At 66.5% G+C, this 13,302-nt stretch carries 11 protein-coding genes; 3 read left to right on the top strand and 8 right to left on the bottom strand.

What is annotated here, in order from left to right; genetic code table 11:
- Nucleotides 1-3: 3 nt before the first annotated feature.
- The 4 genes from R5O87_RS21955 to R5O87_RS21940 all read right to left on the bottom strand — a co-directional run bounded on the left by R5O87_RS21955 (nt 4) and on the right by R5O87_RS21940 (nt 3,523).
- The gene (locus R5O87_RS21955; protein ID WP_410554055.1) at nt 4-642 is read right to left on the bottom strand and encodes a glycosyltransferase family 2 protein; all 639 of its coding nucleotides are present in this window, start codon (nt 640-642) and stop codon (nt 4-6) included.
- Between the two features lie 84 nt (nt 643-726).
- Nucleotides 727-1,221, bottom strand: coding sequence for a hypothetical protein (locus tag R5O87_RS21950; RefSeq protein ID WP_410554054.1), 495 nt, complete (start codon nt 1,219-1,221; stop codon nt 727-729).
- A complete protein-coding gene (locus R5O87_RS21945) occupies nt 1,218-2,561 on the bottom strand; it encodes a glycosyltransferase (RefSeq protein ID WP_410554053.1) in 1,344 nt (447 codons plus the stop codon). Before R5O87_RS21945 ends, R5O87_RS21950 begins: the two co-directional genes overlap by 4 nt.
- Entirely contained in the window at nt 2,558-3,523 is a 966-nt protein-coding gene (locus R5O87_RS21940; RefSeq protein ID WP_410554052.1) for a glycosyltransferase family protein, read from the bottom strand. Before R5O87_RS21940 ends, R5O87_RS21945 begins: the two co-directional genes overlap by 4 nt.
- A 153-nt stretch (nt 3,524-3,676) precedes the next feature.
- Between R5O87_RS21940 and R5O87_RS21935 the strand changes: the two genes are divergently transcribed.
- The gene (locus R5O87_RS21935; RefSeq protein WP_410554051.1) at nt 3,677-5,485 is read left to right on the top strand and encodes an ABC transporter ATP-binding protein; all 1,809 of its coding nucleotides are present in this window, start codon (nt 3,677-3,679) and stop codon (nt 5,483-5,485) included.
- A gap of 15 nt (nt 5,486-5,500) precedes the next feature.
- On the opposite strand, the gene R5O87_RS21930 is transcribed toward R5O87_RS21935, so the two are convergent.
- From R5O87_RS21930 to R5O87_RS21920, 3 genes are read right to left on the bottom strand one after another with little or no spacing between them, the layout of a single operon-like run.
- Entirely contained in the window at nt 5,501-6,505 is a 1,005-nt protein-coding gene (locus tag R5O87_RS21930) for a glycosyltransferase (RefSeq protein WP_410554050.1), read from the bottom strand.
- Nucleotides 6,506-6,541: 36 nt separating this feature from the next.
- Nucleotides 6,542-7,663 (bottom strand): glycosyltransferase, encoded by a 1,122-nt coding sequence (locus R5O87_RS21925; protein WP_410554049.1) that lies wholly within the window; start codon nt 7,661-7,663, stop codon nt 6,542-6,544.
- Between the two features lie 40 nt (nt 7,664-7,703).
- Nucleotides 7,704-8,810 carry a glycosyltransferase gene (locus R5O87_RS21920; RefSeq protein WP_410554048.1) on the bottom strand — a complete coding sequence of 369 codons (1,107 nt, stop codon included), beginning with the start codon at nt 8,808-8,810 and terminating at the stop codon, nt 7,704-7,706.
- Nucleotides 8,811-8,863: 53 nt separating this feature from the next.
- On the opposite strand from R5O87_RS21920, the gene R5O87_RS21915 reads away from it, so the two are divergent.
- Nucleotides 8,864-10,003: a hypothetical protein gene (locus R5O87_RS21915; RefSeq protein WP_410554047.1), complete on the top strand. Its 1,140-nt coding sequence runs from the start codon at nt 8,864-8,866 to the stop codon at nt 10,001-10,003.
- A gap of 58 nt (nt 10,004-10,061) precedes the next feature.
- Nucleotides 10,062-11,126, top strand: coding sequence for a non-hydrolyzing UDP-N-acetylglucosamine 2-epimerase (gene wecB, locus R5O87_RS21910; RefSeq protein ID WP_410554046.1), 1,065 nt, complete (start codon nt 10,062-10,064; stop codon nt 11,124-11,126).
- 83 nt (nt 11,127-11,209) lie between these two features.
- Here the strand turns inward: wecB and R5O87_RS21905 are convergent, their stop codons facing one another.
- The gene (locus R5O87_RS21905) at nt 11,210-13,204 is read right to left on the bottom strand and encodes a DUF6541 family protein (protein WP_410554044.1); all 1,995 of its coding nucleotides are present in this window, start codon (nt 13,202-13,204) and stop codon (nt 11,210-11,212) included.
- Nucleotides 13,205-13,302: the final 98 nt, after the last annotated feature.

The following is a 13,302-nucleotide window of genomic DNA, read 5'->3' as shown; positions in this document are numbered from 1 at the left end:
ATTTCACCTAAAGAAGAGGTCGGCGACGATATTGACCGAGTTCAGCAACGACTGGCCTTTGGATTTTGAGTAGTCCGTGTAAATGATCTCCACCGGGTGCTCCACCCAGCGCGGATTCATCTCGGCAAGCTGATGGATAAGTTCGGAGGCGTGCGCCATCCGGTTCTGCTGCAGATGGACGTTCCGGGCGACGTTCGGGCTGAATGCGCGAAGGCCGTTGTGGGCGTCGGTCAGGGCCATGCCTGTGGACATTCGGGACTGCATGGCGGCCGTCCGCAATACCAGCCGCTTCAGGGGCGAGAGCTTGGTGCGGTCATCGAGGAACCGGGACCCGAGGACGACGTCGGCCTCCCCCGATCGGATTCGGTCTGCCATGGCCAGCGCGTCAACCACGCGATGCTGGCCGTCGGCGTCGAAAGTAACGATGCAGTCCAGGTGCGGGTCCTGCAGCGAATACTCGATTCCGGTCTGCAGTGCCGCACCCTGGCCCAGGTTTACAGGGTGTTGGACAACTACTGCGCCGGCCTGGCGGGCGACGTCCTGCGAGCCGTCGGTGCTGCCGTCATCAACACAAACAACGTGCGGAAATTCCTTCCGCAGCCCCTCGATGACGGTACCGACGACGGACGCTTCGTTGTACATGGGTATGACTATCCAGGTTCGACTCACCCGTCAAGTATTCCACAGGCGACATGCCATGGACTCATCGGCGGGCCTGGTGGACGATCACTTCTGCAGTGTCTCCCGAAGCGCATGCAGCATGGCGACGGGACCGTGTACCAGCCCGGCACCTGTGTTGTTGCGCAACTGCCAGACGGAGCGGTCTGCGGTGAGGTCAGCCGCGACAACGACGTCCGAACTCCGGAACTTTTCCTGAAGGTCCACACGGCCGGCGAGGGTCCGTGCGAGGCCCCGGGATTCGAAATTGTCCCGAAGAAGCCGTCCGGCCACACCGACGGGACCCGGCTTGCCCGCGGCGGACGACACCAGCGAGCCGAGCCTGCCGCCGCGGGGCTTGGCCAGCGGCACCACCGTCAGGCGGTCGTCCCCCGCCGTGACAGCCGAGCCACCGTCATGGGCGTAGACCGCCGTCCCCGTTATCCGGCCGGCCTGCTGGCCCACCGCGCCGACGGCACGGTTCCACAGATCATCGATGACGGCTTGCGGGTGGCTGCTACGGCCGACGACGATACTCACGTGCAGCGCCTTGGCGGAAGTCACGCCTGGCTCCTTTCTTCTGTGGCCGGCTGCGGATTGGCCGCGCCGTGCCCAGCGATTCCCCGCAGGTCGGCGATGACCGGCTCCAGGATCGTACTGCGAAGGAATTGCTGGCCGTAGGCCCAGGCAGCGGCCCAGCGCTTTTCGTCCGGCTCCTGCAAAGCCTCGGCGCAGTCACGCAGCGCATTGGCGATCCCCTCAGGGGTAAGCTCCTTCGCCGGGAACCACAGTGGGTAATCCCGGAGCAGATCCGTGGCTGCGTTCTCCATGTCGTGCACGGAAACGATCGGCAGTCCGGTGGCCAGGTACTCGGTGGTCTTGCCGCCGGTCACGTATTTACCGCTGGACAGCAGGAGAATCAGGGCGTCCATGCTTCCGTAGAACGCGGCGACGTCGCGTTTGGAGATCGGCCCGTCGTAGCGGAGGCCGTTCTGGCGGCCGGCCCCAAAGATCTCGAGAATCTCAGCGCCTGCCGCTCCGGAAGCGCTCAGCTTCCCGCGGAACACGGCCTCCGCCTCCGGGCTGTCCGGACCGAAGGCGGCGCTCCAGCCGTCCAGGAATTCCTGCAGCGGCATGTTTACATACTGCAGGGTGCCAAGGTAGCCGAAGCGCGGACGTTCCGCTGGCCGCACAGCCGGCCTGGCATGGCCTGGCTGGGGATCGAACCCGTTGGCCACCACCCGCATCAGGTGGGCGGACTCCGGATAGCGGCGTGCGTACTCATCCCGGATCTGGTCGTTGACGAACCAGACCTGCGCGGCATCGTGAAGGTACTCGGCCTCGCGCTTCCCCACGGGGCTGTCCGGGGTAAAGTCCTCCGCCCCGGATATGGTGTTGAAAGCCCACGCGTCGCGGTAGTCCATGACGTAGGGGACACCCTCAAGCGCACGGGCAACGCCAAATGCGACGTACGGGCTGGCCGAAGCCATGACCAGGTCCACAGGTTTTTCAGCGTGAATGCCCCGGGCAGCCTCGCTGGCAGGCTTCAGCCACGCTCCGTGGAAGTCCTCCGGGAAGTTCCGCCGGCTGCGGCGGCGCAGCGCATCCTTCCACAGGTAGGGAGCCTCGATCCTGAACCGCGAGTAGCGGCGGAGGTCCCCCTTGGCTGGTTCTTCGGCGCCGCCGTCGTCCACGGCGACAATGCGAATAGCGGGGTGAACCGACTCCGCCAGCTTCTCGTCGACTCCGGAAATCTGCGACCAAACCTGCGGGTCGACCGTGAGGACCGTGACATCCCATCCGTCCTCGGCAAAGGCATTGGCAACAGCAGCGCAGCGGTAGACCGAGGAAGCCGTGCTGGGCGGAAAGGCAAAAGCGACGTAAAGAAGGTGGGGCTTGGTCATCGGGCGTTCTCCAGCGCCTTGGCGTAGCCTGCTTCCAGTCTGGGCAGCATGACTTCAGCGCTGTGGTTCCTTCGAACGTAGGACGGCCCATCGAGTCGATTGGAGAGCGAGCGCGGATCCTGAAGCGATTCCAGCACCGCTTGGCCGACATCGGCCCGCGCTACCGAAACAGTCGCCAGATCGTCCGGATAACCCGGCACTGGATCGGCGACGACGACGGGGACACCGATTCCCAATGCCTCCAGCTCGCTCGTGGCGAGGATTCCCGCGACCTGGCCCACCGCCACGTGGGCGCTTGCCATCTCCAGCAGAAACTTGTCCTTTGGCATCTTGGGCAGCAGGGTGACACCCAGGCCTGCGGCCTCGGCGGCCCGGTCTCCCCAATCCAGCCCGACAATATCGACGTCCTTTTGCCCGACGGCGGCGACCACGTCCGCCGCTGTCTTGAGTAAGGCGTCACCGCCCTTAGACGCGTCCCAGCGTGACGGAAAGAACACCCGCGGCCGGGACGCCGGGCTCCAGGCCGGCAGTTCGTCCGGTTCCACCGGAATCGGGAAATACTCGGCATCGGGCCTGACGCTTTCCGCCTTCTCCCGGACGTCGGGAGTCATGTACCAAACGTGTCCGGCGCCGTCGATGTCGCTCTTCATCACAGCGTGGTGCTGGTCCTGCCAGTAGTTCTCGCGGATGTCCGTTCCGTGCAGGGTGAGGGCGTAGGGACGGGAGAACATTCCGCGCGCCCACTTGGCCCTGCCGCCCATATTCACATGCCAAAGCTGCGTACGGGGGTAAGCTGCTGCCTGCTCAAGCCGGAACCGGTAGTACGCCGCTTTAGTGCCGCCCCTCGTCCACGGTCCCTGGATGATTTTCCAAGGCTTCCCGTGGCTGACGCCCGCTTTCACGATGGTCTTGCCAACGTCAGCGCAGTCGAACAGTTGGGTCACCCGGATTTGGTCGCTCATGCCTTTATCCTCTCATTGACACCCGGCAGGGGCGATTTCACGCGTCTGCTCCGCCGGATCCCCGCATTAGCCACGTCCCCTGCCATCACAGCCGGAGCGGGGCCCGGCGGTAGTATGGGGAAGGACCTTCCCCTTCCGTTCTGGAGTAACTTCTTGAGACAACTGCGCCGCACCATGCGCGAACTGCTGCCGCTTCTGCCGATGAATGCACGGAGATTCCTCCTGCTCTTCGGCGTCCTCTCAGCGGTTCTGGCGCTTCTCGACGCAGCCGCCCTCGGCGTTTTCGCCCTCGTGCTGAACCAGATCCTCAAGGGCGGAGAGATGAGCCTGCCCCTGATCGGATCCATGAGCCAGGAGTTCGGGCTGCTTTTGCTCGTCGGGTCCGCCATGGTGATGATCCTGAAGTCGGTGCTGAACATCTGGCTGCAATGGATCTCAACCAGGAAATTCGCCGATTACGAACTCGAGATCGGCACGGTGCTGTTCCAGAGTTACATCCGAGCTCCCTGGACCGAACGGATGAAGCGTTCCACCGCTGAGCTGGTCCGAATGATCGACGTCGGTATTGCCAACACGGTATCGGGCGTCCTCCTTCCGGCGGTCACGCTGCCTGCAATGGCACTGACCTTTGTTTCGGTGCTGGTGGTCCTGATCGGCGCGTCGTGGCAGACGGCTCTGGCGACACTTGTCTACCTCGGCGCCATCGCAGCCTTCCTTTACCTGTGGCTCTCCAAGAAGTCCTACGAGGCCGGCAAGGTAAACCGTGACGCCGCCATGCGGATGTCCACCCTGGTATCCGAGATGCTGGCTGCACTGAAGGAAATCACCCTCCGGGACAAGGCGGACGAGGTGGGCGGCATCGTGATGGACAGCCGTGAAATCGCCGCACGGTCCCGCTCGAATATCCGGTTCATGGGCGCGGTGCCGAAGTTCGTCATTGACATGGCCCTCATCGGCGGCTTCCTTCTCATCGGTACCGTCGGCTACCTCATCGGAGGCATCGAAGCTGCCATGTCGTCCGTGGCGATCTTCGGCCTGGCGGGCTTCAAGATGGTTCCCGCGCTTACCGCCATGCAGTCCCAGCTGACGGTTGTGCAGTCCACTCTCCCCTACACCGAGACGGTGATGCGGGACATCAAGGACGCCGCCGAGTTCCGCAAGCACGCGGAAAAGCTGGGCAAAACTCCCATCCGGCATGAACCGAAGCTGCTCGAGCTTAAGGACGTGCAATTCACCTACCCCGGTGCCGGACAGCCGGCCGTCCAGAACATCAATCTGCAGCTGCCCATGGGGTCGTCCATCGGTGTGGTGGGACAGTCTGGCGCCGGCAAGTCGACCCTGATCGATATCTTCCTGGGCCTCCTGACTCCTTCGGCAGGAACCATGACGCTGGACGGCGTCCCGCTCGAGGATGTACTGGCCGACTGGCGCAAGCGGGTTGGCTATGTGCCGCAGGAAGTCGCCATTTTTGACGGCACCGTGGCCCAAAACGTCGCCCTGACATGGGGCAGCGACATCGACGAGGACCGCGTCCGCACCGCATTGCAGCGCGCCCAACTCCTGGAAACCATCGAGTCCCGCAAGGACGGCATCAACGGCCGGGTGGGCGAACGCGGTCTTGCCCTGTCGGGCGGCCAGCGCCAGCGCCTCGGAATAGCCCGCGCCCTGTACATGGACCCGCTCGTTCTGGTGCTGGACGAGGCGACGAGCGCACTCGACACCGCCACGGAGGCAGCAGTAGCCCAGGCCATCAGTGAACTGCACGGCGAAATCACCGTCATCTCTGTGGCGCACCGGCTGTCGACCATCCGCAACAACGATCAGGTGTGCTTCATGAAGGAAGGCACCATCCTCACCCAGGGCACCTTCGACGAGGTTGTCCAGGCCAACCCGGACTTTGCCCAGCAGGCGGCCCTCGCCGGGCTGCACTCCCCCGCCGGAGCGACCGCGGCCGGCAGCTAGCGGTCGCTCCGGCCGTTAAGCGCGGCCGGCCGCGATCCTGGCATACAGCGTTGTCAGCCGCGGCACAAAGGCCGCCGCGTCGTAGCGGGGCAGCGCCCAGCCGCGTCCGCCCAGCCGTGTGGTGACAGCGACGGGGTCATCGAGAGCCGCCACGACCTGCTCCACCACGTCCTCATCGGTTCCCTCGAGCACGGGCGGTGTGGTCCCGTCGTCGGGCCGCGGAAGCCGGGAGCCCAGGGCGGCAAGCGGGACACCCATGCAGAGGGCCTCGAACTCGCTGGTGGCGAAGTTGTTGGTGGCCTGGCCAATGGTTAGATGTGCCTGTGCCATGATCCGGTGGAAGTCATCCTGAGGCATCCGTTCCAGCAGGGTCACCCCGTTCTGGCGCGCCGCGTCGGCACCGGGCCCCCAGTTCAGGCCGAGGATTTCTGCCCGGTTTCCGACGGCGGCGCTAAGCTTCCGCGCCAGCTCCAGCTGCCGCTCCACGCCCTTGTCGTCATCCCACCGCGAGACGAAAAGTATCGACGGCCGCCCGCCGGGGTGCCACGAGGGCAGCGCGGCGGCGTCCACGAGGGCAGGAAGGAACTCGGCATCGGGGCGGGCACGGAGGGCGTTCTCCGCGGTGTCGTTATTGGCGAAGAAAACGTGGGCGGCCCCGTCGATCGCCTGCTGGATCTCGCCGTGAAACTGCGGATCCTTCCACTGCTTGCGGATATCCGTCCCGTGCAGGGTGAGCGCGTACGGCCGCTGCGGCATGCCGCGTTCACGGAGAAGCCGTGCGCTCGTTCCGTAGTGGACATGCACGACGTCGGCCGCGCGGAGCCGGAGAGCCCGGCGCGCCACGAAGGGAACGAACCGCGCCCGGGCAAGGAGCGGGTTCTTTGGAGCGGCGGTCATGGGCCGGACCTGCTCCGGCGGCATGTAAGCCCACTCGATGCCGGCCCTCGCCGCTGCCCGCACCATATTGCGGGCCACGAAGGCACAGTCGTTGAACTGAAGAACCCTGGGTTCGGACCTCAAGAATTTCCCTATCGCGTAGTTTTCGGTACCGGCTTTTCAGGCACGGGCCAGTGCCGCTGTATATGCCCCGTCGAACAGCTCACCCACCGCCTCCGGCGAGAACCTCTCCCGGATGGGGCGCGCGATGTCCTCCGCGGGCACGTCCTTGAACGCATCCCTGGCATCCAGCACTGCACGTCCCAGCGATTCCGGCGTCACGTCCTCCACCAGCCTGCTGTTGCGGGCATCCGCGTAGTCGCTGAAGCCCCCGACCCTCGTGGCCACCACGGCACGGCCGGCAGCCAGGGCCTCGGCCGCGGACGTGAAGAAGTTCTCCTGCGCCGTCGGAAGGAAGAAGAGGTCCGCCGCCGACAGATGCCGGGCCACCTCGGCAGGCCGGACCGAACCGGCCAGGGTGACGTGGTCTCCCAGGCCGAGCTCCGCAACGCGGGACTCAACCGCTGCCCGCAACGGCCCGTCCCCCACCCAGGTCAGGTGGGCCGCGGTGCCGTGATCCCTGAGCCAGGCGATGGTGTCCACCGCTTCCAGCGGGCGCTTCCTGGCCACTAGTCCCCCGACGGCGGCCAGCCGGAGCGGATTCCCGAATGATGCAGGGACGACGGCGCCCCGCCCCTTGACCACGCACGGCACCACCATTGCGGCGCCGGGCCGGGAAAAGCGCTGCATCTCCGTGGCCAGCTGTCCGGTCACGCCGGTGACCACATGGGGCAGCCGCAGAACGGCCCGGATTCCGGCCAGCTTTTCCCACAGGGGCGAAACACTCGCCGGGTTGACCACGCCGTTCCAGTGTTCCGTGTGGACCCACGCCGGCCCCCGGCCGGCAAGGGTCCGGGCAGCCCACGGCAGCATGGTGACCAGAATGGAGGAGAACGCCATGGTGTGGACGGCGTCGGCCCAGGCCATTTCCCGCGCCAGCGTCCGTGCCGCCTGCACGAGCGTGAAAGGGCGTTTGGGGTCGGCAGCGATGCGCCGCACGGGTGTTCCCTCCCACAGGCCCGACGCCTTCCCCGGCATGCCGAGCGCGGTTCCGAGCCGCACATGGACCACCCGCACATCGTGGCCCCGGCCGCGGACCGCCTCCACGTGTTCGGCGTTGAAGGGCGCCTCGGCGGGGTTTTCGTCATGCGGGTACCACGTGGCAACTACCAGGATCTTCATGTGTTCCTTTGGCGTGTCTGGAAATTTAGGCGGGCAGGCCCTACACGAGGGCCGAGGCGCTCATGAACCGGAAGGGTGCTTCCGGATGCAGCACCCTGCTGACGTCGCGGGGCACCCACGTCTGCGGGCTGACGAAGCGGCGCCGCGCCTGGGCCAGCGACTTCATCACTTCCACGTCCGGTTCCTCGCGTGCAACGGCGTCGAGCAGTTTTCTGTCGGCGAGCGAAAGCGGACGGGCAGCCTGCGGCGCCCCGAACAGCAGCTTCCGGAGCTCCCGGGCCATCTCCCGCGCGTCTTCCTTGTCCCAGGTCCCGGCTTCCGCGCGCAGCAGGACATGCCCAAAGACATGCACGCGGATGATCTTGGTGACGATCGCTTCCTTTGCGCGCTGCGGAAGCTCCGTAAACCAGTCGGACAGCACGAGGTCGGTGGCGAAGGCCAGGTCCTCCGTGACCGGCCGCGGCGTGTGGGTCACGCGGACGGCTGCATCGGCATGCACCAGGTAACGGGGCAGGCCACGGCCGTAGCGGATTTTCGCGCCGGAGAACCACAGCTTCGCGGAAAAGGACTGGTCCTCCCCCGTGGCGTAGCGCGGCGGAAACGTGAGGCCTAGCTGCCGGACGAGTGAGAGCCGCATCAGCCCCAGCGGCGCGGTCCGGTAGGTGAGACGGTCGGCCACCGGGTCCAGGTGGCCGCGCCGGGTACGCCGCACCACCGGGGTGCGGATCGGGCCACCCCCGGCGTGCGCCATCGGGGCGATCAGGACGTCGGAACCGTCCCGTTCGGCAGCCTCAACCCACTGCGCCAGGGCGCCGGGTTCGATCGAATCGTCGCTGCCCATGATGGCCACCCAGGTGCCGGTGGCTTCGGCAATGCCGTGGTTGAAGGGACCTGCCGGGCTTTTGATGCCGTCCACGTAGTGCAGGAAACGAACCAGCTCCCGGTGCTCGGGTGCCACACGGTCCCGGATCGGTTCCACGTCCGTGTTGTGGCATACCACGTTGATCCGCAGGCGCCGCGGCGCACCGGCCTCCGCAGCCAGGCCGCCCTCCAGCAGGGAAGCAACAGCGCGCCCCACCGGCCGGTCCGGAGTGTGCACGGCAATCACCACGTCGAGCAGCACGGAGTCCTGTGTTTTGTTGTCCACCCAGTAAGGTTATCGCGGGTCCAATGAAACCTTGCCGAGGAGCACGCACCCCCATGAGCCAGAGCATCGAAGTGGTCGTTCCCGTCCATGATGTAGAGCGACCCTTCAAACGCGCCGTCAGTTCAGCCCTGGCACAGCGCGCCGAACTGTCCGGGCTGGGTGTTGAGCTCCGGGTGACAGTGGTGCTGCACAATCTCGGCGCCGCAGCCGCCGGGGTCACCGCGGGTTCCGGCGCCGGTTCTGAGTTCGACGGCGTCACCTGGCTGACGTGCGACGACGGCGTCCCGTCCCCGGCTGGACCCCGCAACCGTGCGCTCGACGCCAGCACGGCAACATTCCTGAGCTTCCTCGACTCGGATGACCATCTGGAACCAGGGTCCCTGGCCGCGTGGTGGAAGGCCGCCCAGCCGGCCGGCGCTTCGGCAGTCATCGCTCCGCTGCGCACCCCGGAGGGAACCATCCTGTCGGCGCCCCGCATCCGGCCCTCGAAGCCGGCCATCCTGGATCCCCTCAAAGACGGCCTCGCCTACCGGAGCGTGCCGTACGGGCTGCTCCGCCGCTCCGCCCTCACCAACGTCGGATTCCGCTATGCGGAGGGGCTGCGGACCGGAGAGGACATCGAGGCGACCCTGAAGCTCTGGTTCCGCTCCGGCCCCGTCTGCTACCCCTACGGCGCCCCCGCCTATCACCAGACCGACGATTCGGGTGCCGGCCGCGTCACGAGCTCGCTCAGTAACCTGGCGGACGAATTCAAATGGCTGGAACGGCTGCTCGCGTCCGAATGGCTGCGGCCAGCCTCCCGCTCTGAGCGGCGGGCCGTTGCACTGAAGGTCCTGCGCGTCCACGGCATCGGCGCGCTGCTGCGCCGTGCCGGCGCCTCCGGCGTCCCCGACGATGCCCTGTGGAACGAGGCGGAGCGTGCGTACTGGGCCGATATTTCCTCCCGGCTGTATGCCTTTGCCGGAGGCAGCCTGCCGGAAGTGAGCCGCCGGGATACGGAACTGGCCCGGGCAGCCGCGGCGGCGGCCGACGTTCGGTCGCTGCGCACCGCCGTCGAACGCCACCGGAACGCGGGCCGCCTGGGCGACCTCGTCCCCGCGAACCCGGCGGCGATCCTGTCCCGGGACTCGGTGCTCCGGCACTACCTGACAGAACGGCTGCGCGCCCGGGCCGGCGTCTTTTCCCGGTCCTGACGGTGCGCAGGCCTCCCCCGGGCGGAAATCTGCGCTGCCTGCAACTAAACTGGAACCCATGCGAATTCTCAGCGTCGTTGGCGCACGTCCCCAGTTTGTGAAACTTGCGCCGATCGCGGCCGCCATGGAGGGCCAGGCAGAACACCTGATCGCCCACACGGGCCAGCACTATGACGAGCTCATGAGCGATGTGTTCTTCCGCGACCTCGGCATCCCCGCACCGGACTTCAACCTGGGTGTGGGCTCGGGCAAGCACGGAGCCCAGACCGGCGCCATGCTGCACGGGCTCGAGGAAATCCTGGAACAGTCTGCCCCTGACTGCGTCCTCGTTTACGGCGACACCAACTCGACCCTTGCCGCCGCCATCGCCGCCATCAAGATGCACATCCCCGTCGCGCACCTCGAGGCAGGCCTGCGGTCCTTCAACCGCCGGATGCCCGAAGAGCACAACCGCGTCCTGACCGACCACAGCGCCGACCTCCTGCTGGCCCCCACCGAGGTGGCCGTCAAGCACCTCGCCACCGAGGGCCTCGCGGAGCGGACGGTCCTGGTGGGAGACGTCATGACCGACGTCCTTTTCAAGGTCCGCGACATGCTCGACGGCGGCGACCAGCCGCTCCCGGTCGATGCCGTACCGGGCCAATACTACGTCTGCACCATCCACCGGCCGGACAACACCGACTCCCCGGAACGCCTCGCCGCCATCGTCGGCTCCCTGGCCAGCCTGGAAAAGCCGGTCTTCCTCCTGGCCCACCCCCGGCTCGTCAACCTTGCGGCCAAGCACGGCATTGAGCTGGAGCAGGGGGCGGTGCGCGTTGCATCGCCTCTCGCCTACCCGCAGCTGGTCCACGCTGTCCGGAACAGCGCCGGCGTCATCACCGACTCCGGCGGACTCCAGAAGGAAGCCTTCCTGCTCCGCACCCCGTGCACGACGATCCGCCCCGAAACCGAATGGGTGGAGACCGTGGAACTGGGCTGGAACGTGCTGGTGAGCAAGGACCTGAGCGTCCTGGCCGACACGGTCCGGCGTCCGGCCCCGGCGGCCACGGATGCGACCCCCTACGGCGACGGCCACGCCGCCGAACGCACTGTGGCAGCGCTGATTGAGGCCTTCGGAAGCTGACAACCAGCCTCAAGAAAAAGACCTCCGGAAGGCGCACCCTGCAGGGTGCCTGTTCCGGAGGTCTTTTTTCTTGGTGCCTGCTGCTAGCCGCAAGCCACCACTTTGAACAGCTTGGCGTTCCCCTGCTGGTCCACGAGCTTCACGGCGCCCGAGGACGCGAGGTTCTGCAGGCCAGGATACGTCCTGCTCTCCGGGTGGTTGAGGAGATACTGCGAGCCGAAGTCCAGGGCATAGGACACCTTCGTTTCCCGGACAGCATCACAAACTGCGGGTGACGTGTCTGCCTTCGCGAGCGACTCCGCCACGACCCGCATGCTCTTGGTCTCCCGCTGGCCCATGTGGAATTCCAGTACCTTGCGGTCCGAAAAAGCGTAGGCAAGTGCCCCGCCGTTCCACGGGTTCACCGCGATGACCGCATCCTCCGGAACTTCCGAACCGAGGCGGGCCAGCAGGGCATACTCATCGGAGGAAACAATTGAGTCCTTCGTATCCCGCTCGAAGAAGTACTGGCTGGAGGCGACGTAGCCCCGGACCGGCCCGGTCTGCGTGGCCCAGCCAAGACCGAGGCAGACGGCCAGGATCACCGCGAAGCCCGCAACGCCGCTCAGACGCACCCCTGCCCGCGGCACTTTCAGCGCCAGGACACCGGCGGCGGCCTTGATGGCGTCTGCCGTGGCCAGCACGCCAAGGGCTGCCAGCACCACCGCAAAGATCGGAAGGTAGGCCGCGAGCCGGTAGGTGTCCTGGTACCACGTGCCCGTGAAGAACGCACGGGCCCAGCCGGCCGCGAATCCGGCGTCGACAACGTACAGGAACCCTGCGACCAGGTAGCAACCGAGCAGCCAGAGCTGTGTGCGCCGGCGGACGATCCTGGCCACGCCGATCAGGGCCAGCACCGAGATGAGGATTGTGGCGTCCGTCTTCATGGGGCCGTTGGCAATCACTTCGCCGATGGCGCCAGGCACAGTTTGGTGCGGCGTCCAGCCGTTGTATGGCGCCGGACGGAGCTTCTGCCATGCGACCACAACGGCAACCGCACTTGCCACCGAGGCCAAGGCCACCAGGCCAAATTTCCGCGCCGCTGCCTTGGTACGGATCATCTCCCTGACATAGAGGAAGAGCCGGGCCAGGACCACCGGAATGCTGAACGCAAGCAGCGCATTGACAGCGCTCATGTGGGACAGGGCGAGTCCGGGAACTGCCACCAGCAGGACGAGCCAGGCCCGCAGCGGAGGTTCACGCAGTGTCGGAGACAGTCTGCAGACGAAAATTACCGCGGCGACGCCGGCGGGCAGGGCGCTGACGGAGAGCAGGTTGGGGAACAAGGGGCCCCACACCAGGAGCAGGTAGGGGAAAGCCAGGAAGCCCGCCGACAGTACTCCCGCCGCCATCAGGCCAACCGGGCGGGGACCGATGACAACGCGGGTCAGGAACACCACGGAAACCGGCCAGATCACCGCCGAGGCCACGAGGTTGATGACGTTGACAGATACCGGAACAGACGCACCGGTCAGCTGTGAAACGAGGGCGGCCAGCGAATGCCACACCGCGGGGTACACGGAAGACAGACCCCCGGTGCCGCCGGCCATACTGCCGAGGTTCAGGGTGGATGCGTTGCCTGTGTCCAGGATGAAGCGGACGGCGTTCAGGTGAAAGACGTTGTCATAGCGCTGGGAGATGTTGTCCGGCTCGCCCACCAGCTGGATCACCCGGCGGGCGATCAGCATGGCACCGACGGCAACGCCGACGGCACCTGCGGCCAGGGTCGGCCAGCCGTCGCCCTGCTGCACAGCCTGCCGCACCGCCGTCGGCGACGGGCGCTGCCACGGCCGCCGCGTCACGGCCCACGCGGCCGCGGACGCCAGGGCGGCGGTCACGAGCACGACGCCGATCCCCCACTCCACATGGACGAACGGCGCCAGCACGGCGCCGACCCCCGCAATGGACAGGGAGAGCAAAGGTGCCAGTCCCAGCAGGCTGGTGCGCCGGAAACCCAGGGACCAGGCAAGCGCGGCACCGGGAAGGATCACCACTGCCACGGCCGCCAGCAGGGCCGGCAGCGAAGTCAGCCAGGACAAATTTCCTCCAAGAGTGATTACAGGTCGGGCCGCGGACGGCAAGACCGTGGCTGCGGTGAAGCTTTACGGCAGCAGTTGAAGCATACGGCAGTGCACGC

It is taken from the genome of Arthrobacter globiformis, assembly GCF_046536215.2.
Classification (GTDB): domain Bacteria; phylum Actinomycetota; class Actinomycetes; order Actinomycetales; family Micrococcaceae; genus Arthrobacter; species Arthrobacter globiformis_E.
Note: the sequence above shows the minus strand (reverse complement) of the source record. Positions and strands in the feature narration are given on the sequence as shown.